22 protein-coding genes and 1 tRNA gene are annotated in these 21,045 nt (G+C 69.8%); 12 read left to right on the top strand and 11 right to left on the bottom strand.

What is annotated here, in order from left to right; genetic code table 11:
• The 3 genes from VFF97_RS14915 to VFF97_RS14905 form a co-directional block, all read right to left on the bottom strand.
• Positions 1–3,739 (bottom strand): S8 family serine peptidase (locus VFF97_RS14915; protein WP_325034285.1); only part of this gene is annotated, 3,739 nt, incomplete at its 3' end.
• A gap of 195 nt (positions 3,740–3,934) precedes the next feature.
• Positions 3,935–4,528 (bottom strand): DUF1992 domain-containing protein, encoded by a 594-nt coding sequence (locus VFF97_RS14910; RefSeq protein ID WP_325034284.1) that lies wholly within the window; start codon positions 4,526–4,528, stop codon positions 3,935–3,937.
• 9 nt (positions 4,529–4,537) lie between these two features.
• On the bottom strand, positions 4,538–5,383 hold the full coding sequence (locus tag VFF97_RS14905) for an NAD(P)-dependent oxidoreductase (protein WP_325034283.1): 846 nt from the start codon (positions 5,381–5,383) through the stop codon (positions 4,538–4,540).
• Between the two features lie 121 nt (positions 5,384–5,504).
• On the opposite strand from VFF97_RS14905, the gene VFF97_RS14900 reads away from it, so the two are divergent.
• Positions 5,505–6,449: an aldose 1-epimerase family protein gene (locus tag VFF97_RS14900; RefSeq protein WP_325034282.1), complete on the top strand. Its 945-nt coding sequence runs from the start codon at positions 5,505–5,507 to the stop codon at positions 6,447–6,449.
• Between the two features lie 245 nt (positions 6,450–6,694).
• Here the strand turns inward: VFF97_RS14900 and VFF97_RS14895 are convergent, their stop codons facing one another.
• Positions 6,695–7,543: an SDR family oxidoreductase gene (locus VFF97_RS14895; RefSeq protein WP_325034281.1), complete on the bottom strand. Its 849-nt coding sequence runs from the start codon at positions 7,541–7,543 to the stop codon at positions 6,695–6,697.
• Positions 7,540–8,436 carry an alpha/beta hydrolase gene (locus VFF97_RS14890; RefSeq protein ID WP_325034280.1) on the bottom strand — a complete coding sequence of 299 codons (897 nt, stop codon included), beginning with the start codon at positions 8,434–8,436 and terminating at the stop codon, positions 7,540–7,542. Before VFF97_RS14890 ends, VFF97_RS14895 begins: the two co-directional genes overlap by 4 nt.
• A gap of 106 nt (positions 8,437–8,542) precedes the next feature.
• Between VFF97_RS14890 and VFF97_RS14885 the strand changes: the two genes are divergently transcribed.
• The 3 genes from VFF97_RS14885 to VFF97_RS14875 all read left to right on the top strand — a co-directional run bounded on the left by VFF97_RS14885 (position 8,543) and on the right by VFF97_RS14875 (position 10,433).
• Positions 8,543–9,562: an LLM class flavin-dependent oxidoreductase gene (locus tag VFF97_RS14885; RefSeq protein ID WP_325034279.1), complete on the top strand. Its 1,020-nt coding sequence runs from the start codon at positions 8,543–8,545 to the stop codon at positions 9,560–9,562.
• A 126-nt stretch (positions 9,563–9,688) separates the two neighbouring features.
• The gene (locus VFF97_RS14880; protein ID WP_325034278.1) at positions 9,689–10,285 is read left to right on the top strand and encodes an asparagine synthase; all 597 of its coding nucleotides are present in this window, start codon (positions 9,689–9,691) and stop codon (positions 10,283–10,285) included.
• A gap of 75 nt (positions 10,286–10,360) precedes the next feature.
• A tRNA-Arg gene (locus VFF97_RS14875) sits at positions 10,361–10,433 on the top strand.
• A 77-nt stretch (positions 10,434–10,510) separates the two neighbouring features.
• Here the strand turns inward: VFF97_RS14875 and VFF97_RS14870 are convergent.
• Entirely contained in the window at positions 10,511–11,476 is a 966-nt protein-coding gene (locus tag VFF97_RS14870) for a helix-turn-helix transcriptional regulator (protein WP_325034277.1), read from the bottom strand.
• Positions 11,477–11,569: 93 nt separating this feature from the next.
• Here VFF97_RS14870 and VFF97_RS14865 point away from each other — a divergent pair, with 93 nt between their 5' ends.
• Positions 11,570–12,703 (top strand): epoxide hydrolase, encoded by a 1,134-nt coding sequence (locus tag VFF97_RS14865; RefSeq protein ID WP_325034276.1) that lies wholly within the window; start codon positions 11,570–11,572, stop codon positions 12,701–12,703.
• 134 nt (positions 12,704–12,837) lie between these two features.
• A complete protein-coding gene (locus tag VFF97_RS14860; protein WP_325034275.1) occupies positions 12,838–13,212 on the top strand; it encodes a hypothetical protein in 375 nt (124 codons plus the stop codon).
• A 4-nt stretch (positions 13,213–13,216) separates the two neighbouring features.
• Here the strand turns inward: VFF97_RS14860 and VFF97_RS14855 are convergent, their stop codons facing one another.
• Both VFF97_RS14855 and VFF97_RS14850 read right to left on the bottom strand, forming a co-directional pair.
• Entirely contained in the window at positions 13,217–13,810 is a 594-nt protein-coding gene (locus tag VFF97_RS14855) for an N-acetyltransferase (RefSeq protein ID WP_325034274.1), read from the bottom strand.
• A gap of 33 nt (positions 13,811–13,843) precedes the next feature.
• A complete protein-coding gene (locus tag VFF97_RS14850) occupies positions 13,844–14,557 on the bottom strand; it encodes a thermonuclease family protein (protein ID WP_325034273.1) in 714 nt (237 codons plus the stop codon).
• Positions 14,558–14,689: 132 nt separating this feature from the next.
• On the opposite strand from VFF97_RS14850, the gene VFF97_RS14845 reads away from it, so the two are divergent.
• From VFF97_RS14845 to VFF97_RS14835, 3 genes are read left to right on the top strand one after another with little or no spacing between them, the layout of a single operon-like run.
• Positions 14,690–15,016 (top strand): metalloregulator ArsR/SmtB family transcription factor, encoded by a 327-nt coding sequence (locus VFF97_RS14845; protein ID WP_325034272.1) that lies wholly within the window; start codon positions 14,690–14,692, stop codon positions 15,014–15,016.
• Complete coding sequence (locus tag VFF97_RS14840) at positions 15,009–15,455, top strand: SRPBCC domain-containing protein (RefSeq protein ID WP_325034271.1); 447 nt, start codon at positions 15,009–15,011, stop codon at positions 15,453–15,455. Before VFF97_RS14845 ends, VFF97_RS14840 begins: the two co-directional genes overlap by 8 nt.
• Positions 15,452–15,805 (top strand): nuclear transport factor 2 family protein, encoded by a 354-nt coding sequence (locus tag VFF97_RS14835; protein ID WP_325034270.1) that lies wholly within the window; start codon positions 15,452–15,454, stop codon positions 15,803–15,805. Before VFF97_RS14840 ends, VFF97_RS14835 begins: the two co-directional genes overlap by 4 nt.
• 129 nt (positions 15,806–15,934) lie before the next feature.
• Here VFF97_RS14835 and VFF97_RS14830 read toward each other — a convergent pair whose 3' ends face one another.
• Positions 15,935–16,576 (bottom strand): SAM-dependent methyltransferase, encoded by a 642-nt coding sequence (locus VFF97_RS14830; protein ID WP_325034269.1) that lies wholly within the window; start codon positions 16,574–16,576, stop codon positions 15,935–15,937.
• A 373-nt stretch (positions 16,577–16,949) separates the two neighbouring features.
• Here VFF97_RS14830 and VFF97_RS14825 point away from each other — a divergent pair, with 373 nt between their 5' ends.
• Entirely contained in the window at positions 16,950–17,123 is a 174-nt protein-coding gene (locus tag VFF97_RS14825; protein WP_325034268.1) for a hypothetical protein, read from the top strand.
• 81 nt (positions 17,124–17,204) lie between these two features.
• Positions 17,205–18,398, top strand: a complete 1,194-nt coding sequence (locus VFF97_RS14820; protein WP_325034267.1) for an aminotransferase class I/II-fold pyridoxal phosphate-dependent enzyme — start codon at positions 17,205–17,207, stop codon at positions 18,396–18,398.
• Positions 18,399–18,407: 9 nt separating this feature from the next.
• Here VFF97_RS14820 and VFF97_RS14815 read toward each other — a convergent pair whose 3' ends face one another.
• Both VFF97_RS14815 and VFF97_RS14810 read right to left on the bottom strand, forming a co-directional pair.
• Entirely contained in the window at positions 18,408–18,995 is a 588-nt protein-coding gene (locus VFF97_RS14815) for a thymidine kinase (protein WP_325034266.1), read from the bottom strand.
• A gap of 35 nt (positions 18,996–19,030) precedes the next feature.
• The gene (locus VFF97_RS14810; RefSeq protein ID WP_325034265.1) at positions 19,031–19,789 is read right to left on the bottom strand and encodes an SDR family NAD(P)-dependent oxidoreductase; all 759 of its coding nucleotides are present in this window, start codon (positions 19,787–19,789) and stop codon (positions 19,031–19,033) included.
• A 95-nt stretch (positions 19,790–19,884) separates the two neighbouring features.
• Here VFF97_RS14810 and VFF97_RS14805 point away from each other — a divergent pair.
• Positions 19,885–21,045: thiolase family protein (locus VFF97_RS14805; RefSeq protein ID WP_325034286.1), on the top strand; the 1,161-nt coding region annotated here is incomplete at its 3' end.

Raw genomic sequence — 21,045 nt, 5'->3', positions numbered from 1 at the left:
TGTCCCACGCCTTCACGCGCAGCGACACCGAGGAGACGTCCTTCGGAGACGAGATCGTCGCCGAGACCGCTCCTTCGCCCTTGCCCTTCTTCACGCGGACGGGCGTCCACGTCGCGCCGTCGTCGAACGACGACCACAGCTCCAGGCCCTCGATCCGACTGCCGGTCGAGCCGTCCTGGTGCGAGACCGTGAGCTTGAGGTCGCTCTTGCGGTCGTCGGTGTTGAGCGGGTCGAGCCCTTCGACGCCGTAGTCGATCTGCAGCAGCGGCAGCACGGTCGCACCGTCGGTCGTCGACGAGGGGAAGGTCCATTCGCTCGACACGGCCGTGGACTGGTTCCACCACTCGACGTCGCGCGACGTCTCCAGCAGCATCCGGTACACCGTCTCGTCGGCGGGCACGAGCCCCGACCCGTTCGCGTACTCGCTGTCGACGAGCAGCGTGTCGCCGGCCCAGAACCGGAACCGCGAGGTCGTGTCCTGGTCGGGACCCCACGACTGGGCGTGGCCGTCGTCATCGACCCGATAGGGCAGGTCGACGACGAGGACGTCGCCGTCGCGGAACACGGATGCCTCCTGCGGCGTCGCCGGCGACGGCCAGAAACCGCCGTGGTGTACCTGCGCCAGCATCGTCTCGGTCGTGCGCTGGCCGGGCTTGTAGGTCCGCGGTGCACCTGCGAACTCCGCCGGATACACGCCCAGGTACTCCGCGGGCTTGACCGTCCGGTGGAACGTGATGTCGGGGTGCGTCGAGTAATACACCGTGCGGTCGGGGAGCGGCCCCGTGAACAGGTACGGGAACCCGGTGTAGATGCCGCCGCCGATCATCGTGGCGTACTCGATCGTGCGGGCGCCATCGAGGAAGCCGCGCACGTCCAGGTCGACCTGCGCCGTGTTCCTGGCATCCGCGCGATAGGACAGGCTCTTCGGATCGCCTTCCTGGATGTAGCCGAGCGCGTACTGGTACCCGGGGTCCTTGCGCCCGTCGCCCGCGATCTTGGCCTTGCCGGTCTCGGCGAGCTCGACGAGCTCGAGACCGACATCGCGCGGCAGCGTGAGGGTCGGCAGCACCTTGTCGCTCATCGTGTTGAGGTGGCGGAAGTCCACCGACTCGAAGAACGCACCGGGCGTCGCGCCGTACACGATCACCGCGACCGCTCCCGCGTCGTATGCGTCCTGCGCGTGCTGATTCAGGTCGATCTCGCGACGGTCCTCGACGAGCGCGACGGCGCCGCGTACGCCGGCAGCGGCGAGCTCGTCCGGGGTGCCCGTGCCGGCATGCACGAGCGGCGCAGAGAGCTTGCCGATGTGCTTGGGCGAGAGGATCCCGTAGCTCAGCTCCCGAGCGATGTCGATCTTCTTGCCTTTCGCGCTCACCGTCGCGTCCAGCAGCGGCTGGTTCATGATGTACCGGGTGTGGACCGTCTGCGGGCCGTAGTCCGGATCGTGATCCGTGAGCACGGCGAGGTCGAGGTCCAGTCCGCCGTCGACGATGCTGATCCCCACCGAGATCGAGGTCGAGACCGGGTACGGACGGTCGGGGAGCTCGCGCAGAATCGTCGAGTCGAGGCTCCACGGACGGGACTTCTTCTCGGTCGAGATCTCGACGGGGAGCGCCTTGTCGGCTTCGAGCACGATCTCCTGGTCGGTGCTCAGGTCGACGTCGTAGCTGAAGCTCGTGAAGCCCTCGATGAACAGCGCGGTCGGGCCGGCCGAGTCCAGCAGCTGGCCCATCACCGTGTACCGGCCGCGGGGCACGCGCACCTCGGCGACGCCGTCGGTGAAGCCGAACCACTGGTTGAACTCGGGGTCGTCGACGCCGTAGATCATTCCCTGACTTCCGAGACCCGCGCGGTCGCCGTCGTGCTGGAACGCGTCGATGCGCAGCACCGACATGTTCTGCTCGACGGTGTATCCGAGCACCGTGCGAACGGGCGGTGTGCCCGCCCCGGAGGCGGTGAGCACGCCGGAGTACACACCCGGGTCTCCTGCCTGCGGGTCGACCGTCACCTCGACGGTGGCGCTGCCGAGCGCCGGCACCGTGACGGTCTCCGCCGCGAGGGTCACCATGCCGTCGGGCGCGGGCGACCCGTCGGACTTCTCCGCAGACACTTCGAGCTCGAGCGTCGCGTCGGTGTCGGTCGTGTTGGTGTAAGTGACCGTCTGTGTGCGCGGCTCCTGCGTGTCGCGCGGCGACAGGAATACGCCGAACGACAGCGAGCCCGAGCTCGCGTAGACGCTCTGCGCCAGTGCGCCGGGGATCCAGATGCGGCCCGCGCCCTCCCAGAACACCGGGTTGCCCGCGGCCTGCGTCGAAGACATCAGCACCTTCTTGAGGGCGTCGCCGGAGAGCGACGGCCGGGCCGACTTGAGGATCGCTGCGGCGCCCGCGACGTGCGGTGCGGCCATCGAGGTGCCGGACTCCGACGTGTAGTACTCGTCGACCGGGAACATCGGGTTGGTGTTCGCGGCGCGCGCGGCGATGATGTCGGTTCCCGGGGCGACGACGTCGGGCTTGATCGCGCCGTCGCCGAAGCGCGGACCGACCGATGAGAACGGCGCGAGCACGTCGTGGTCGTCCACCGCGCCGACGGTCAGCGCCCGATCGGCGGTGCCGGGGGTGGTCACGGTGCCGGGCATGTACGAGCCTTCGTTGCCCGCCGCGATGACCACGAGGGTGCCGTATCGCTCCGCGATCGAGTTCACGGCCATGGCGCCCGGGTCGGTCCCGTCGGTGTACTCGCCGCGGACGCCGAGGCTCATGTTGATGATGTCGGCGCCGTTGGACGCCGCCCACTCCATCGCATCGATGACCCAGGAGGTCTCGCCCTGACCCTGCGCGTTGAGGACACGCGCGTTCATCAGGTGGGCGCCGGGCGCGACACCGCGATTGACCCCGCCGGATGCCTCACCCGACCCCGCGATGATCGAGGCCACGTGCGTGCCGTGACCCAGCTGGTCGATCGGCGTGCCGCTGCCGGTGAAGTCGTGCTCGAGGGCGACCACGCCTTCGTCGAGGTCGGGGTGCGAGGTGTCGATGCCCGAGTCGAGGACGGCGACCGTCACACCCGACCCGTCGAGGCCCGCCGACCACGCGGCCGGCGCACCGATCTGCGGCATCGACTCCGCGTCTTCCACGACGACCGGGGCGTCGAGCCACACCTTCTCGACGACGGCGGACTCCTCGGCCGCCTCGACGAGCTCGGGCGCACCCTCGGACGCCACGTCGCCGGCGATGGCCGAGATGGACTCGAGCACGGTGTCGGCCTCGACACCCAGTGCGTCCCACTCGGGGGCATCCGTGCGAGCGTTCTCGGCGGATCCGGTGCCGACGATGACCGGCAGACCGTCCGCCCCGTCCGCGGCGAGCTGCTGAAGCGCGGTGATGTCGAAGAGGTTCAGGTCGAGCTTCTCGGGCACCAGGCCGGCGACATCCGAGGGCAGGACGAAGAGGTGGTCGCCGCGCCCGAAGGTCGAGTACGACACGGGGTGACCGTCGTCGCGGGGTGCCGGTTCGAACGACACGAGCGGCTCGCCGTCGGACCCCTCCATGAGGGTGACGCGATCGCCGGTGATGAGCGTGACCGTCTGAGGTGCCTCGGGGGCGTGCGCCGCGAACGGCTCCTCGTGCTGGGTCGGCTCCGGATCGGCCGCCAGCGCGAGGGCGGGGAACCCTCCGACGGTGACCGCCGCGACCGCGACTCCGGCGAGAGCGGTGCGGATCGTACTTCTGACTCTCACAGATACTCCCTGTTCAGCGACGCGCGGCGCCGGAGTGAGCCCGACGCCGCGCCTATATGTTGTGAACCGCAACAAGAGCGTTCGAGTCGAAAAGGTAGCGCTCCCACGACAGAAGCCTGCCGGAGATGAGGTTTTTCTCTCCGTGCTGTAACAGGCGCGAAACAAAAGAGCGGACGCGAGCCCGAGAGGGGCCTCTCAGGTCGCATCGCGGCGCCACCAGCGCTGGCGCCGGCGAGCATCCTCCTCGGCTTGCTCGGCCTCGGCGGATGCCGCGGCGCGCGCCTCCCGTCGCTCACGCCACGCCGCGACCTCTTCGTCGACGTCGCGTGTCGGCGTCACGACCGGAGGACCGCCCAGCAGCTGGCGCCGCGCTTCGATCACGCGGCGGTTGAAGTCCTCGAGGTACTCGCGCACGTCTCCCTCGCGTGTGAGGGCGTCGAGGCGCTCCTCCATCTCGGCGTGCTCGACGCGGAGCATGAGCGCGGGCGGGCCGAGTCCCGTGAGCTTCTCACTCTGGATCTTGCGGCGGATCCACCAGTCCGGGTCGTGGTGGTCGCCGAGCCCCTCGAGGGGCTTGCCGTAGCCGGGGAGGTCGTCGAACTCGCCCCGCCGGATCGCCTGCTGGATCGCCGTCTCGACGTAGGCCGCCCGGTCGAGCGCGTTGGGCGTGCGCGGCGCGGCGCTCGCGGCGGCATCCGTCGCCCGTTCCTCTTCGGGCTCCTCACCCGCGGCGCGGGCGTCCCGCTCGAGGCGGTAGCGGGCGGCTTTCAGGCGGGGGTCTTCCGGCATGGGGATTCCTCAGCGCACGTGGTCCCGCCACGAGTGCTGCGGCTCGTAGCCGAGCACGCGACGCGCCTTGTCGATCGAGAGCAGCGTCTCGTGCTCGCCCACCTCGCGCGTGAACGGGACGTCGGGGAACATCGCCGCGACGAGCTCGGCGTTCGGCCGCGACATGACGGTGTCGGCGGCGGCGATGATGTAGGGCTCGAACCCGGGCTTCGCGACCTCGAGCGCACGTTCGACGGCCTGCGCCGCGTCGCGTGCGTCGATGTAGGCCCACAGATTCCACTTGCGCAGCGCGGAGTCGGCGTCGTAGCCCGGGAAGGCGGCGTAGTCGTCGGGCACCATCACGTTCGAGAAGCGGAACGCCGTGATCGAGAGATCCGGATGCCACCGCACCAGCTCGGTCGCCATGCGCTCCTCGAGCGTCTTGACGAGCGAATACACCGACTCGGGGCGCGGCGGATACTCCTCGTCGACAGGGAGGTAGGGCGGGGGCACGTCGAACGGGAGTCCGAGCACCGTCTCGCTCGACGCGTAGACGATCTTGCGGATGCCGAGCCGCACCGCGGCCCAGAAGACGTTGAACGTCGCGGGCATGTTGTTGTGGAACGTCTCGACGTCGGTGCGCCAACCCGGCGCGGGGATCGCACCGAGGTGCACGACCGCCTCGAACGGGGGCGTCCGGTTGATGCCCGACAGCGCGTCGATGACCTGCCCGTAGTCGGTGAGGTCGAGCCGCACGAACCCCGGCGCGGGGGCGCCGACCTGGTCGAAGCCGACGACGTCGTGGCCCGCCGCCCGCAGCTCGCGGAGGACGACCGTGCCGAGTTTGCCGCTCGAGCCCGTGAGTGCGATGCGCATCCTTAAACCCTGCCACGGTCGTGCGCAGGCGGGTCGAGTACGGTGATTCCCGGCTGCGGCCGCTGCGCGGGATACTGGTATCCGCTCTCAGCGATCCACCCCTCCAACAGGAAACCTCCTCATGGCACGCATCCCCATGTCCGGCACCCAGCACGCGCTGCGCGCCGGTGACTACCAGGCCGTCATCGCGAGCGTCGGCGCATCGCTGCGCTCGCTCACGTACCAGGAGCGCGACCTCGTCGTGCCGTTCGACGCCGACGAAGTGCGCCCGTCGCACCGCGGCGAGACGCTCGCGCCGTGGCCGAACCGCATCGTCGACGGCAAGTACTCGTTCGCCGGGCAGGACCACCAGCTCGCGCTCACCGAGCCGGCGCGCGGGCACGCGCTGCACGGCCTCGCGACGTGGCTCGAGTACGAGGCCGTCGACAAGGGCCCGAGCCATGTGACGCTCGCCACGATCATCTCGCCGCAGATCGGCTATCCGTGGCGCATCCTCGTGCGCACGAAGTTCGCCCTCGACGCCGACGGCCTCACGCAGACCGTGCAGGCCACCAACTGGAGCGACTCCGGCGCTCCGTGGGGGACGGCGCCGCATCCGTATCTCGTCGCGGGCGAGGGCCGCGTCGACGACTGGACCCTCGAGCTCCCCGCCGCGCAGGTGCTCGCGGTGACCGACGACCGGCTCATCCCGACCGAGCTCCAGGCGGTCGACGCCGCCGACCCGGAGCGCTTCGACTACACGACGCCCCGGCGGATCGGCGCCGCGAAGATCGACCACGCCTACACGGCGCTCGCGCGTGACGAGAACGGCGATGTGACGGTCCGGCTCACGGATGCCGCGGGCCGCGGCGTCGCGATGACGTGGGGTCCCGCGTGCCCGTGGGTGCAGGTGCACACGTCCGACCGGCCGGGTCAGGCCGCCGACCGCACCGGCCTCGCGGTGGAGCCGATGACGTGCGCGCCCGACGCGTTCAACGCGGACAAGTACGACTACGACACGGGCCTCATCGTCATCGGCCCCGACGAGATGGTCGAGGCGTCCTGGCGGATCTCGGCGATCGGCTGAGCCGGTCCACCGCGCCGGCGACCGCCCGAGGCGAAGAGAAGGGCGGTGGGCCTCGGAGTGCTCTCTCCGCGAGGCCCACCGCCTCTGGTTGGCCGCCTACCCGCACCCGATTCGAGAGGCGGCGCGGGTCGAGAGTCTGGGGAACCTCTCGACCTGTGCTCTAGCAAGAACGACCGTACGGGCCTCTTCGGTTCACCGAGAGGGGCTTGAATCGGGGCGCGTGTTTTGCTAGATGATCTGCGAGCTCACGACACCGGTGTTCGGGTGTCGATCGCGTCGCGCAGCGGGCGGCGCATGAAGTTCCAATAGTGCGCCGGCATGAGCCTCGCGAGCACGTCGACGAGACGCGCTTCGCGCCCCACCATCGTGCGGGCCTTGCGCCGGACCGTGGCGTCCACGATGCGGGCAGCGGCGTCCTGTGGTTCGGTGTGGTACATCGCCGCCTGGGCCTCGGCGGCACGCTGTGCGATCGCCGGATCGATCGCCGCCGCGAAGCGTCCGTGCAGGATGATCCCCGTCTTCACGCCCGCCGGATACACCGCCCCGACCGACACCGACGAGCGCTCGAGCTCGTGGCGCAGCGCCTCGGTGAACCCGCGCACGGCGAACTTGCTCATCGCGTAGGGGATGCGCCCCGCGGGCGCCGCCAGCCCGTAGATCGACACGAGGTGCGTGATGTGCGCGGCGGGCGCTCGCCGCAGCGCCGGCAGCAGCGCCTTCGTGACGTTGACGGTGCCCCACAGGTTGACGTCCATGAGCCAGCGCATCTCCTCCATCGTCAGCTGGTCGATGTCGCCGAGCATCGACGACCCCGCGCACGCGATGAGGGAGTGGATGACCGGATGCGCCGCCTCGACGTCGCGCACGGCGGCGAAGACGGCGTCGTCGTCGGTGAGGTCGACGATGTGCGTCGTGTGTCCGTCGCCCGCGAGCGACGCGGCCACGGCGGTGAGCCCGTCGGCGTTGCGGTCGAGCAGCGCGACACGTGCGCCCTTCACGGCGAGCAGGCGCGCGGTCTCGGCGCCCATGCCGCTCGCGCCTCCCGTGATGACCGTCGTGCCGCCGCTGACGTCGAGGTGGGGCATCCGTGTCATGCCGGTGCCCCGTTCACCTCGATGAACTGCGCGATCCTCGGCCCGAGCTCGTCCCACGGCGAGCCGATTCCGTACACCGGCGTGAGGTGGTTCTGCCCATAGAGGAAGTGCATCGGGGGATACGTGCCGCGCTGCGCGAACCACTCCGCGACGAGTCGCGCCGCGTGCTCCTGGAACTCCGGCTCGTCGAACTCGCTCACCGAAAGCAGCAGCGGAAGGTCGGTGTCGATGAGGCCCTGCAGCGTCGCGTACTCGCTCCAGCGCGAGGTGTCCTCACCCCAGTACGCGAGGTGGAAGTCGCGGTGCGACGCACGGCCCACGTCGTAGAGGCACGACACGAGGATCGCGCCCGCGAGCGCCCGCCCGTGCGGACCGTAGCCGCCGTGCCCGACGACGTAGTCGGCGACGTGCATCGCGCCGGCGGATTGGCCGGCGAGGAAGATGCGGGACGGATCGCCGCCGTGGTCGCCGATGTTCTCGACGACCCAGGTGACGGCATCCGCCACGTCTTCCGCGCCGCTCGGGTACGGGAACTCCGGCGCGAGGCGGTAGTTGATGACGGCTGCGACCCACCCCTGCTGCACGGCCCACGAGCCGAGGTTCGCGAAGTACGGCGTCGTGTCGGAGTCCTTCGCCCCCCGCACGAACCCGCCGCCGTGCACATACATGAGGACGGGCCGCGGCGTACCCTCGCCGGCGGCCGAACGGTACACATCGAGCACGTGGCGCTCGTGCGGTCCGTAGGGCAGGTCGTCGACGATCTCGACGCCGTCGAAGATCGCGGGGTCGATATCGGATGCCGCGACCTGCACGGTCCCCGCGATCATCTCGGGCACGAGGTCTGGGCCGAGGGCGGCGAGCGCGTCCCTGCGCTCGCGGAAGGTCTGTGCCATGGGGCTCTTTCCAGGGAATGGGAATCGGGTCCGCCATAGACGATACGCGGGCGGCAGGATGGGGAACGGCTGTCAGCGGCGACGGTCGGAGGGGGACGACGGCGTGGTGGATCTCGAGTTCGGAGTGTTCGACTGGGTCGACGTGGCGCGCGGGCACAGCACCGCGCAGACGTACGACGAGCGCATCGCGGTGGCCAAGCGCGCCGATCGGGGCAGGTTCGAGCGGTACCACATCGCCGAGCACCACGGTGCGACCCTCGGGCTCGCCGCTTCGCCCGGACTGTTCGCGGCGGCGATCGCGCGCGAGACCGAGCGCATCCGGCTCGCTCCGATGACGTTCATCGTGCCGCTGTACGAGCCGCTGCGCCTCGCGGAGGAGATCGCGATGATCGACAACCTCTCGCACGGGCGGCTCGAACTCGGCATCGGCAAGGGCTCGTCGCCGATCGAGGCGCGCATGTTCGGCCACTCGCCCGAGCAGATGCAGGAGCGGTACGACGCGTTCCTGCCGCGCGTGCTCGAAGCGCTCGAGTCGGGTGTGTACCGCAGCGACGCGGGGGAGGAGTTCCCCCTCACGATCCGCCCGCTGCAGCGCTCGTTCACCATGTGGTACCCGACGTCGAACCCCGAGTCGATCCAGAGGGCGGCGGTCAACGGGGAGAACACGATCTTCGGCTTCGCGTTCCGCTCGCCGGGGCTCGACGTCATCCGCGAGCGACGCGACATCTACTTCGAAGCCCGTGCCACGGTGGACTCGGCGGAGAAGCATCCGCGATTCGGCGTGCTGCGGCACGTGTTCGTCGCCGAGGACGAGGGCGAGGCGTGGCAGAAGGCCGAGGCGGCGTTCGTCGACCATTACGACAATTTCACGTGGCTGTGGCGGCAACACGGCGTGGACCAGCCGCCCCTGCCCGACCTGCGCCGACTGGTCGCCGACCATCTGTTCTTCGTGGGGTCCGTCGATTCCGTCATCGAGCAGGTGGTGAGCGTCGTCGAGGCGACGGGCGTCAATTACCTCGCCGGTGCGTTCAGCTGGGGATCGCTCCACGTCGACGACGCGCTCACGTCGATCGACCTGTTCGACACCCGGGTCATTCCCGCGGTGCTGGAGCAGCTCGCGGGCTGACCCCGCCGCGTCGTCGTTCTTCGGTCGCCGAGATTGCGCGAACGGCGGGCTCCAGGCGGGCGTGGCGGTGATTCGCGCAATCTCGACGGCCCCGCGCGGGCGCTACCCTCGTCGAAGGAGGTGGGGATGGGACGGCACGCCGAGGCGATCGCCGAGGGCGTCGCGATCGCGAACGCTGCTGCGCGCCTCGCGATCCGCAACCACATCCTGGTCGAGACGATCGGCAACGACGAGCCCTACGACCCCGAGCGCGAGCGTGAGTTCGCACGCGAGACGCTGCTGGCGCTCGCCGCCGAGCAGCAGGACGCGGCCGAGCGCACCCACCGCCTGCGCAAGCGCGCATGGGGCAAGTTCAGCGAGTCGTACGGCACGCACGACTACCGCGACCGTGACACGCGCAACCTGCGCAAGCGCGAGAAGCAGTACGCGGGCGTCGCGAAGGAGCTGCGCCGCATGGCCGACGACCCCGCCACTGTGGACGAGCTCATCGAGAAGGCGCGCGACGCCGCGTGGGGCGACGTCGAGGCCAACTTGCAGCGCCGGCTGCGGGTGGAGGGGGCGCATCCGGAACTCGATCCCGACTACGAGACGATGCGCGAAGCACGGATGCAGGCACTCCGGCTCGTCGACCTCGCGAAGCTCGCCGCGCACCAGCGTCGCAAGCGCGAGAACGCCTCGGAGGTGGCGTCTGAGCTCGCGGAGGAGTCCGTCGAGGGCGCCTGACCCGGGCGGGCCGGCCCGATTTCGCCAGCCGCCGGGCGTGCGGTAGGCTTGTCGACTGTGCGCGCGAGCGCACGAGCGCCCGTAGCTCAATGGATAGAGCATCTGACTACGGATCAGAAGGTTAGGGGTTCGAGTCCCTTCGGGCGCGCACTGTGTTGAGACAGTAAGGAAGAAGCCCCGTGCAGGGGCTTTTTCTATATCTGGCCCTCTGAGCCAGGCCGTGGCTCACTCGTCTGTGGAGCCCGCCGCCCGCACGAACCGCTCCGCCACCTCCCGCAACGCCTCCGCCAGCTCCGGCGAGTCCACCACCTGGAACTCCACGTCGAGCATCCCGAGGTGCAGCGCCAGCATCCGCGGATTGTCCGATCCGACCGTGAACTCGCACCGGTCCGGCCCGTGCTCCACAATCCGCAGCGAAACCGGGATGCGCGCGCGAACATGATCCGCAGGCGCATGCGCGACCACGCGCGCGCGGAATCGCCACATCGCCGTCGCGATCCCGCGCGACACGTGCGCGGCGATTGCGTCGTCGGGCGGCAGCGGCTTCGGTGTGAAGCGTGGGCCCACCGGCATCCGCAATGTCATCCGGTCGACGCGGAACGTGCGCCAGTCGTCGCGCTCGACGTCCCACGAGAACACGTACCAGCGACCTCTGCCGCCCACGAGTCGATAGGGCTCCACTCGACGCCGAGTCGCCGAGCCCTCGTGACCCTCGTAGTCGAACCGCAGCTGCTCGGTGTTGCGGCACGCGGCCGCGATCGTCACGAGCGTGTCGAGGTCGACCGCGTCACCGCGCCCGGGCAGTGGCAGCGAGGCCGTGCGCAGCGACTCGACGCGCTCGCGCAGCCGTGAGGGCAGCAGCCGCTGGATCTTCGTGAGCGCGCTCACCGACGCCTCGGCCACCCCTTCGACAGGCGAGGCGGATGCCGCGCCGAGCGCCACCGCGACCGCGACGGCCTCGTCGTCGTCGAGCAGCATCGGCGGCATCGTCGCGGACTCGCCCAGCCGGTACCCGCCCGCGATGCCGGTCTGCGCCTCGACCGGGTAGCCGAGCCGACGGAGTCGATCGACGTCGTTCCGTACCGTGCGGGTCGTCACGCCGAGGCGCTCGGCGAGAACCGGGCCGGTCCAGTCGCGCCGGATCTGGAGCAGCGAGAGAAGGCGCAGCAGTCGTGCTGAGGTTTCGAGCATCCGCCCATCATTTCGCAGAACGCGGAAAGGAATGTTCCGCATTGAAGTCTAGCCTCGGGGCAACACAACCGATCCAGATCTGAGGAGAGACCGATGAACGAGCAGATCCGCCCCTTCCGCAGCCCGGTCGGCGAGGCCGACTGGCACGACCTGCGCGAACGCATTGAGCGCACGCGATGGGCGGACGAGTCACCCGCCGAGGGGCGCGAGCGCGGCATCCGCACCGGCGAACTCCGCGAGCTCGCCGAGTACTGGGCCGATGAATACGACTGGAGAGCGGCGGATGCTGCGCCGGCCCGCACCCCGCAGTTCGAGACCGAGATCGACGGGCAGCGCATCCACTTTCTGCACGCCCGTTCGTCGCGGCCCGATGCGCAGGTGCTGCTGCTCACGCACGGGTACCCGAGCGCGAACGTCGAGTTCCTGCGGGTCATCGGGCTGCTGACGGAGCCTGAGGCGGGGCCGGCGTTCCACATCGTGGCGCCGTCGCTTCCGGGCTACGGGTTCTCGACGCCGCTCGCCGGTGCGGGCTGGACGATGGCGCGCATCGCGCGCGCGTGGGTCGAGCTCATGCGACGGCTCGGCTACGAGCGCTACGGGCTGCACGCGGCCGACATCGGCGCCGGCGTCGCGAACTTCGTCGCGAGCTTCGACGCCGAGCACGTCACCGGGCTGCACGTGGCGACCGATCCGGAAACGGCGGCGCACACCGCGACGTTCATCCCGGGCATGGTCGATGCCCTCGACCGCGATGACCCTGTCGACAGGCTCATCCTCGAGCGGATGGAGGAGTTCCAGACCGACGGCTCCGGATACCTCGCGATCCAGAACACCCGACCGCAGACCATCGGCTACGGGCTCGTCGATTCGCCCGTTTTCCTGCTCGCGTGGATCGTGGAGAAGATTCAGGACTGGAGCGCGATCGAGGTCGACCGCGACACCATGCTCGGGATTGTGAGTGCCGCGTGGTTCGGGCGGTCCGGGGCATCCGAGGCTCACGTGCTCTACGACCAGGCGCACTCGCACGAGTGGGGCGGACAGGTCACGGTGCCGCAGGCGGTCGCTGTGTTCGGAGCGGATGCGACCGTGCGCAAGGTCATGCGCCCCGCGGACGACACCCGCTGGACCGAGTACGCCGAAGGCGGCCACTTCCCGGCGATGGAGCTCCCCGAGGTGCTCGCGGCCGACCTGCAGGAGTTCTTCGGGGCGCTGCGCTCCTTCCCGTGAGGCCGATGCTTCCGCGAGTGCACGACTTGGCGTCGATTGAACGACTTCGGTGCTCGCCCAACTCGTGCGCTCGACGGCAGGTCGTGCACTGGGCGCGCTTCGGGTGCACACCGCGCTGGCGCTAGCGTGATCGGGTGCTCTTCGCGCAGCTGCTGACCGTCGTCCTCATCCTCCTCGCGATCTTCCAATTGGTGCTCGTGTTCGGAGCCCCGCTCGGCCGCTTCGCGTGGGGAGGGCAACACCGCGTGCTGCCGCCGGGGCTGCGCGCCGGGAGCCTCGTCGCGGTCGTCATCTACGGCGTGATCGCGCTGGTCGCCTGGGACCGCGTCGGGATCATCGACGTGTTCCCGGATGCCTTCGCCGAGGTCGCGATGTGGGTGATCTTCGCCTACTTCGTGCTCGGCACCGTGATGAACGCGATCTCGCGGAGCAAGCCGGAGCGCTACACCATGACGCCGGTCACGGTCGTGCTCGCGGTGCTGTCGTTCCTCATCGCGATGGGTTACTGACCGGTCAGCCGAACACCAAGTACGCCCCCGGCTTCCCCGGCTCCCGCAGCTCGAACCGCACCGTCAACCCGTCGCCCTCGAGCAGGTCGACCTGCCGCACGTACCGCTCGCTTGTGACGTACCCGGTTCGCTCGAAGCCCCACTCACCGGCGAACCAGGTGCGGAGCGCGGCGAGCAGGTCGCGGTGCATGCCGACGTCCGCTCGCGAGGGGCGCACCCAGAAGTACACGACCGCGTCGAAGTGCTCCCAGCGGTCGTCGCTCCGCGGCGACACCTCCGCCTTCGTCAGGAACGTCGCATCGATCGGGAAGACGTACACGCACCCGAGCGCCTCGGCGCCCGCGGGATCGAGCACCGTGTAGGTGAACGCTCGGCGCTCGGAGTGCCGGCGATCCAGGTCTTCCAGGTCGGCGCGATTGGCCTCGACGGTGAAGTCGTCTTCCGGCCACGATGTCTGCTCCCACAGGCGCAGCTCGTCGCGGGTGTCCATGACCGCGGCATGGTCGCGCTCGGCGTCGGAGGCGAGGATCGGGCGCAGAACGAAGTCGTCGGTGCGCAGGCCTGCCGGCACGGGCGTGTTCGGGTCGAGGAAGGGCATCCGCTCATCTTTCCGCACTGCGCCGGTGCGCGGTCATTCGCACGCGAGCCCGTCGCCATCGCCGTCGCCTCCGTTCCCGGTGCGGATCGCGAACCACTCGTAGATCGCCGCCTGCGCGGGATCGTCGCGGCTGAACGGGCCGATCGGATGGCCCACGTCGTTCCGCTTGAGCTTCGCGCACGACGAGTACTCCTCCCACCAGCGATCCGTCAGCGGTGCGAACGCCGCAGCCTGGCATCCGATCGTGATCACCGAGCCGTCCGGGCCGACAGTCGCCCGCTGCGCGGCGTGGTAATCCTGCTCACGCGGATGCGCGGGGTAGCCGTCGCGGGAGTCGTAACGCGCCACCGCATTGCCCGACTCCAGCTGCAGCATCCCGAGGTCGATTCCTGACGGGGTCGTCGCGTAACGGATGAGGCGGCCGTACCGATCCTGGTCGTTCTGTCCGGCCGGCAATTCGAGAGTCACCGCGTCGTCGGGCGCGAGCACACTCGAGATGGCAGCGGATGCCTCGTCGTGGCCGCACTCGCCGCGCTCCGGCGTGTCGATCCCGATGAGCCGGACGGTGCCCGCGCTCGTCTCGATCGTGTCGCCGTCGATCACCGCGACGAAGGTGGCGATCGCCGCGGCATCCGACTTCCCCGAAGGTTCGGCGGCATCGACGCGTGCCTGCGGTACGCACGCCGACAGCCCTATCGCCGTCGAAGCGGCCGCGACGAACGACACCACGATCTGTCGGACTCGCACCCTCGCTCCAAGCCTCTCGGTCCGCCGACCCCACACCGTCGACGGCAACGGCCCCATTCTCGCCCGAGTCGGAGACAGGATATTCACAAACAACCGCTTGTACAAACAACCATCAGTGGATAGAGTCAGCCCGTGGCGCACTCAGCAGCAGTCCTCGACGACGCGTTCCACGCGCTCTCCGATCCGAACCGGCGCGCGATCCTCGGTGTCATCCGAGGGGGAAGGCGCGCGGTAGGCGAACTCGCCGACGAGCTCGGGCTCTCGCAGCAGAACGTGTCGCATCACTTGAAGGTGCTCGACCGTGCCGGGCTGGTCACTGGCACCCGTCAGGGCACGCGGCATCTGTACGCCCTTCGACTCGAGGGACTCGCCGTCGGCAAGGCGTTCTTCGACGAGTTCTGGCCCGAGCGGCTCGCGGTGCTGAAGGAAGCGGCGGAGAGGCGGGAGCGCAATGGCTGAGCACAGGAGTTCCATCGAGATCGACGCCCGGCCCGAGACCGTGTTCGAGTTCCTCGTCACCGAGGACGGCATGACGGCGTGGATGGGCACGCGGGCGCAGCTCGAGCCGGTGCCCGGTGGGGTGTTCGCCGTCGACATCGCCGGCTACCGCGCGCGGGGCTCATTCCTCGAGGTCGACCCGCCGCGCCGCGTCACCGTCACGTGGGGCTTCGTCGAGAGCCCCGAACTGCCGCCGGGCACCTCCACCGTCTCGTTCGAGCTCACCCCGCTCGGCGACGGCACCCTGCTCGAGGTCATCCACACCGACCTGCCCGACAGCGAGGTGCCGGGGCACGCCGACGGGTGGGCGAACTTCCTGCCGCGGCTGCGGCTCGCGGCATCCGGGCAATCCGTGCAGACAGACAGCTGGACCCCACAGAGGAGAGGAACACCATCATGACGACAACAGCGATCGAGGTCGTTCGGAGTTACCACGCCGCCTGGACGAGCGGCGACATCGACCGCGCGATGACCCTCGTCTCGGAGGATCTTCGCTGCTCGGCGCCCGACCCCCGCGTCACGACGAAAGACACGTGGCGGCAGTACCTCTCCGGCTTCGCCCCGCGGCTCACGGGCACTCCCGAGCTGGCGCAGATGACGGATGCCGCCCGGGTGGCCCTCTGGTACTACCCGCAGACCGAGACGACGAAGTCCACGCTCGCGAGCGAGCTGTTCGTCGTCGAGGACGGGAGGATCGCTGAGATCCACCTGACGTTCGACCGCCTCGGTTACGCGCCCCCGACCGACTGATTCTCGCCGACGCCGCGAATCCGACGGTGCGCAGTCCGTCGGGCACCGCGCGGTTCGGGCTCAAGAGGGGCATTCCCATCCTGCCCGGCATCCGTCGCCGATGGGCGCCCCTCAGCAGGGAGGCATCCGTCAACGACTGCCGACCACGAACCCGCCCCGCGACTCGCCCGCCGGAGTCCCGTCGAGACCGAGCGTCCGTCCATAGCGCCGCTCGAGAGCGGCCACGGTGACCTCCTCGGTGGCCCACCCCGCGGCCGAGAGCACCTCCGCTGGGTCGGGCGGGTCGGCGCGGGCGAGCAGTTTGTCCATCGGCATACCGGTCGCCTGAGCCATCTCCTCCAGTCGCCGGCGAGACTCCGGAGTGTCCTCCAGAGCGGGCGCACGCTCGATCACAGCCGAAGATCCACGGCCGGACAGGTGGACCACATCGTCGAGCACACCGGCTTGATCGTGCGCGCTCAGGTAGGGGAGTAGCCCCTCCAGGATCCACATCGTCGGCCGGCGCGGGTCGAAGCCACGCGAGACGATCCTGCCTGCCCACGACTCCGTCACGTCGGCGGCCACCGCGACCCGACGACACTTCGGCACGGCTCCGGTCGCGCCCATCACAGAGTCGACGAGCGCGATCACGTCGGCCGAGTCGAGCTCGAACACGGTCGTGTCCGCCGGCCATTCCAGCCGCCACGCGCGCGTGTCGAGTCCGCTGCCGAGCACGACGACCTGACGGATGCCGCGAGCCAGGACCTCGTCGTCGATGAACCTCGTGCGCAAGCCGATATACGACGCGCCCATCAGGATCGAGCGATCCCACAGCGGCAGGTCGGCCGCGGCATCCGGCCACTCCGCGGGGAAACGGGGTCGTGACGCCGGATGCGTCGACCAGCGCCGCCGCCCACGGATCGCTCACGAGCGAGTCGGACCGCTGCGCTTCGGGAGAGCGCGCGGCCGCGACCGCGACCGCGGTTACACCCACTCCGTCGACAGCCACACCTCAATGTGGCGCTCGCGAGCGCCGGCACCTGCGGGTTCGGCCAACCGCGAACACGGGACGTTCGACCCGCTGCGCCCGCCTCCGTCGCCCCACCATGAAGGCAGTCGAGCCTCGGGAGGGGTCATGGCCGGAGACCGTCGGAGCGTCAGGGTCGTGGAGTCGAGCGGACCCTGGGCCATCTTCTTCCTGCTCGCCTACATCGGCGCCGCCATCTACTTCGTCTCGAACTCGGACGGCTCGTTCTGGGGCGTCATCCTCGGGCTGCTGCAGGCGATGGTCTGGCCGGTGTACCTCGTCTACTTCGGGCTCGACGCGCTTCTTCCCTGAGCGAACGGGTCATTGACGCGCACCTCGTGCGGCGCAATGCTGAACCAGCGCATTCGGCCCTGGGGAAACGAGGTGGTGTTCGTGACGATCTCTGCACGCGCGAGCGAGGCGAAGTTCGCGGTCGATGTGGTGACGGCGTTCTTCGGCCGCATCGAGGCGATCGAAGATCCGGATGCGATCGATCTGACGTTCGGCAATCCGCACGAGCTCGCGCTGCCGGGGCTCGTCTCGGCGATGTGGGAGCAGGTCGACCCGCGGTCGGACGACTGGTTCGCGTACAAGACGAGTGAGCCCGAGGCGCAGGAGGTCGTGGCATCCGGTCTCTCGGTTCAGCTCGGACTCGACTTCGAACCCGCCGACATCGCGATGACGCAGGGTGCGTTCGGCGCGATGTCGCTCGCGCTCGCGATGCTCGCCGACGCCGGCGACGAGGTGATCATCCCGCTGCCTGGGTGGTTCTGTTACGAGCCGATGCTGCGCGTGGGGAACCTCGTCCCCGTGCGGGCGCCCCTCGACCCTGAGACGTTCGACCTCGACGTCGACGCGATCGCGCGCGCGATCACGCCCCGCACGCGAATCGTGATCGTCAACTCGCCCGCGAACCCGACGGGGCGCGTGTACCCGAAGTCGTCATGGGACGCTCTGGCTGCCGTGCTCGAGGAGGCGTCCGCGAGGAACGGCCGCCGGATCTGGCTCATGTCGGACGAGCCCTATCGCCGCATCCGGTTCGACGACATCGAGTTCGCGAGTCCCGCCGGGTCGTATCCGTGGACGGTGATCGACTACTCCTACGGAAAGGTGCTTCTCGCACCGGGTCAGCGGCTGGGCTACCTCGCGCTGTCTCCGCTCATCCCGGCAGCCGAGCGCGAGGAGCTGCGCGACGCGCTCATGCCCATCGGCCTCGCGATCGGGTGGGGGTTCCCCGACGCGATCATGCAGTACTCCGTGCCCGCCCTCGAGACCGTCTCGATCGACATCACGGAGTACACGCGCAAGCGCGACCGGCTCTTCCAGGCTCTCGCGGAGGCATCGTTCGAGGTCACTCGCCCGGAGGGCACCTTCTACCTGTGGGGTCGCGCGCCCGGCGGGGACGCGGTCGCGTACTGCGATGCGCTCGCCGCGCGCGGCGTGCACATCATGCCGGGCACGCTCTTCGACCAGCCGCACCACTTCCGGATCTCGCTCACCGGCACGATGGGCATGATCGACGCGGCCATCCCGCACCTCGTCGAGGTGGGCGCCGAGCTGCGCGAGGCGGCGGTGCGCGCCGGGTGAACCTCCGCGTCAGGCCCGCGCGCTGCGCCCGGTGAAGTGCCGCCGACACCGCGCCTGGTACGACTCGATGCCGCCCACCTGTTCGCGCGTGGGAACGTTCGGGTCGCCGACGTCGCCCGATGCGAGCCGCTGGTGGAACGCGGCATCCGCCCCGCACACCGCGCACACGGCGGTGAGCTTCACGACGTCTTCGGCGATCGCCATGAGTGACGGCATCGGCTCGAACGGACGCCCGTCGAACGTGACGCACAGACCCGCGACGATCACCGTGAGGCCGTCCGCGACGAGCGCGTCGACCGCGGGCACGAGGTCAGGACCGAAGAACTGCGCCTCGTCGATCGCCACGAGGTCGAGGTCCGCTCCGCGCACCGACGCCGTCAGCTCGTCGACGCTCGACACCGCGCGCGACGGCACGCTGAGGCCGGAGTGCGAGCTGACCTGTCCCTCGCCGCGGCGGTCGTCGAGGGCGTGGCTGATGACCTCGACCGCGAGGCCGGCGATCTGCGCCCGGCGGACCCGCCGCAGCAGCTCCTCGGACTTGCCCGCGAACATCGGCCCCGTCACGACCTGCAGCCGAGGGTCGTTGCGCGTATGCATGGCGCCACCCTACGGCGGGGTCACGACGCCGCGCGTCAGCGCGGCTGCATCCGGATCCCGCCGTCCATCCGGATCGTCTCGCCGTTGAGGTAGTCGTGCTCCACGATCATGCGCACGAGCTGCGCGTACTCGTCGGGCCGCGCGAGCCGCTTCGGGAACAGCACCTGCTCCGCCAGTGACGCGCCGACCTCTTCGCCGAGCGCGGCGAGCATCGGGGTGTTCACGATGCCCGGCGCGATCGTGTTGACCCGGATGCCGGACGACGCGAGGTCCCGCGCCGCCGGGAGCGTCATGCCGACGACCCCGCCCTTCGACGCCGAATAGGCGACCTGCCCGATCTGACCCTCGAACGCGGCGACCGACGCGGTGTTGACGATGACTCCGCGCTGGCCGTTCTCGTCGGCGGACTGCTGCGCGATGACCTCGGCCGCGAGGCGCATGACGTTGAACGTCCCGATGAGGTTCACCTCGATCACCTTGCGGAATGTCTCGAGGTCGTGCACGCCCTTCGACCCGCGCAGGCGACGGGCGGGTGCGATGCCGGCGCAGTTGACGACGATGCGCAGGGGCGCGGCATCCGGATCGATCCCGTCGAGCGCCGCTTGAACCTCATCGGCGCTCGTGACGTCACCCGCGACCAGCTGCACACCCTCGTGCGGCTCGGCCTTCTCGATGCCCTGCGGCAGGTCGAGGGCGATCACGGATGCCCCGTGCGCGGCCAGGCTCGCGGCGGTGGCGGCTCCGAGTCCCGAGGCTCCGCCGGTGACCAGGGCAGTCGTGCCGTCGATTCTCATGTGTCTCCTCCGTTGCAGATGGCGTCAACGCTACCGATCGTTCAGGATCGAAGAGGAACCCAGCGCAGCCCCCAGAGCGAGGAGACCCCGCAATGATGCAAGAAGCCGTCATCGTCGACGTCGTGCGCACGCCCGCCGGCCGCGGAAAGCCGGGCGGGGCGCTGTCGTCGGTGCATCCGGTGGATCTCGCCGCCCACCTGCTCACCTCGATCCTCGAGCGCAACGGACTCGACTCGCGCCAGATCGACGACGTCATCATGGGATGCGTCAGCCAGGTCGGCGAGCAATCCCTCAACATCGGGCGCCAGGCCGTCCTCGCCGCAGGCTTCGACGAGACCGTGCCCGCGACGACGATCGACCGCCAGTGCGGATCGAGCCAGCAAGCGGCGCACTTCGCCGCCCAGGGGGTCATGGCCGGCGCCTACGACATCGTGATCGCGGCGGGCGTCGAGTCGATGAGCCGCGTGCCGCTCGGCTCGAGCGTCGCCGGTGCGGAAGTCCCCGCAGGCATCCGGGCGCGCTATCCGGATGGGCTGGTCAACCAGGGCATCTCGGCGGAGCTCATCGCCCACAAGTGGGGCTTCACTCGCGACGAGCTCGATGCGTTCGCCGCCGAGTCGCACCGTCGGGCGGCGGATGCCGCGGCCCGCGGCGACTTCGACAGCCAGGTCGTCCCGGTCGAGGTCGACGGAGAGCTCGTGCGACACGACGAGACGATCCGATCGGGCACGACGGTCGAGGGCCTTGCCGGGCTGCAGCCCGCGTTCCGCACCGAGAAGGCCGTCGCGCGCTTCCCCGACCTGGAGTGGAACATCACGCCGGGCAACTCGTCGCCGCTCACCGACGCCGCCTCCGCCGCGCTCATCATGAGCGAGAAGAAGGCGAACGAGCTGGGGCTCACGCCTCGCGCGCGGTTCCACGCGTTCGCGGTCGTGGGCGATGACCCGCTCATGATGCTCACGGGGCCGATCCCCGCGACCCGGCGCGTGCTCGAGCGCTCGGGCCTGGGCATGGACGACCTCGACGCCTACGAGGTGAACGAGGCGTTCGCGTCGGTGCCGCTCGCATGGGCTCGCGAGGTCGACGCGGATACCGCGAAGCTCAACCCGTGGGGAGGGGCGATCGCCCTCGGGCACGCGGTGGGCGCATCCGGCACGCGTCTGCTCGGAACTCTCGTCGCGTACCTCGAGGCGACGGGCGGACGGTACGGGCTGCAGACGATGTGCGAGGGCGGCGGACTCGCGAACGCGACGATC

The sequence above is a fragment of the Microbacterium sp. genome (genome assembly GCF_035687345.1).
Classification (GTDB): Bacteria; Actinomycetota; Actinomycetes; order Actinomycetales; family Microbacteriaceae; genus Microbacterium.
This window is presented reverse-complemented; position numbering and strand designations above follow the sequence as displayed.

What these genes read in the sequence shown, in the direction of transcription:
- VFF97_RS14910 (WP_325034284.1), bottom strand. Translation starts at nt 4,528, where the DNA reads ATGCCGGAAGACCCCCGCCTGAAAGCCGCCCGCTACCGCCTCGAGCGG.
- VFF97_RS14905 (WP_325034283.1), bottom strand. Translation starts at nt 5,383, where the DNA reads ATGCGCATCGCACTCACGGGCTCGAGCGGCAAACTCGGCACGGTCGTC.
- VFF97_RS14900 (WP_325034282.1), top strand. Translation starts at nt 5,505, where the DNA reads ATGGCACGCATCCCCATGTCCGGCACCCAGCACGCGCTGCGCGCCGGT.
- VFF97_RS14895 (WP_325034281.1), bottom strand. Translation starts at nt 7,543, where the DNA reads ATGACACGGATGCCCCACCTCGACGTCAGCGGCGGCACGACGGTCATC.
- VFF97_RS14890 (WP_325034280.1), bottom strand. Translation starts at nt 8,436, where the DNA reads ATGGCACAGACCTTCCGCGAGCGCAGGGACGCGCTCGCCGCCCTCGGC.
- VFF97_RS14880 (WP_325034278.1), top strand. Translation starts at nt 9,689, where the DNA reads ATGGGACGGCACGCCGAGGCGATCGCCGAGGGCGTCGCGATCGCGAAC.
- VFF97_RS14870 (WP_325034277.1), bottom strand. Translation starts at nt 11,476, where the DNA reads ATGCTCGAAACCTCAGCACGACTGCTGCGCCTTCTCTCGCTGCTCCAG.
- VFF97_RS14865 (WP_325034276.1), top strand. Translation starts at nt 11,570, where the DNA reads ATGAACGAGCAGATCCGCCCCTTCCGCAGCCCGGTCGGCGAGGCCGAC.
- VFF97_RS14855 (WP_325034274.1), bottom strand. Translation starts at nt 13,810, where the DNA reads ATGCCCTTCCTCGACCCGAACACGCCCGTGCCGGCAGGCCTGCGCACC.
- VFF97_RS14840 (WP_325034271.1), top strand. Translation starts at nt 15,009, where the DNA reads ATGGCTGAGCACAGGAGTTCCATCGAGATCGACGCCCGGCCCGAGACC.
- VFF97_RS14835 (WP_325034270.1), top strand. Translation starts at nt 15,452, where the DNA reads ATGACGACAACAGCGATCGAGGTCGTTCGGAGTTACCACGCCGCCTGG.
- VFF97_RS14815 (WP_325034266.1), bottom strand. Translation starts at nt 18,995, where the DNA reads ATGCATACGCGCAACGACCCTCGGCTGCAGGTCGTGACGGGGCCGATG.
- VFF97_RS14810 (WP_325034265.1), bottom strand. Translation starts at nt 19,789, where the DNA reads ATGAGAATCGACGGCACGACTGCCCTGGTCACCGGCGGAGCCTCGGGA.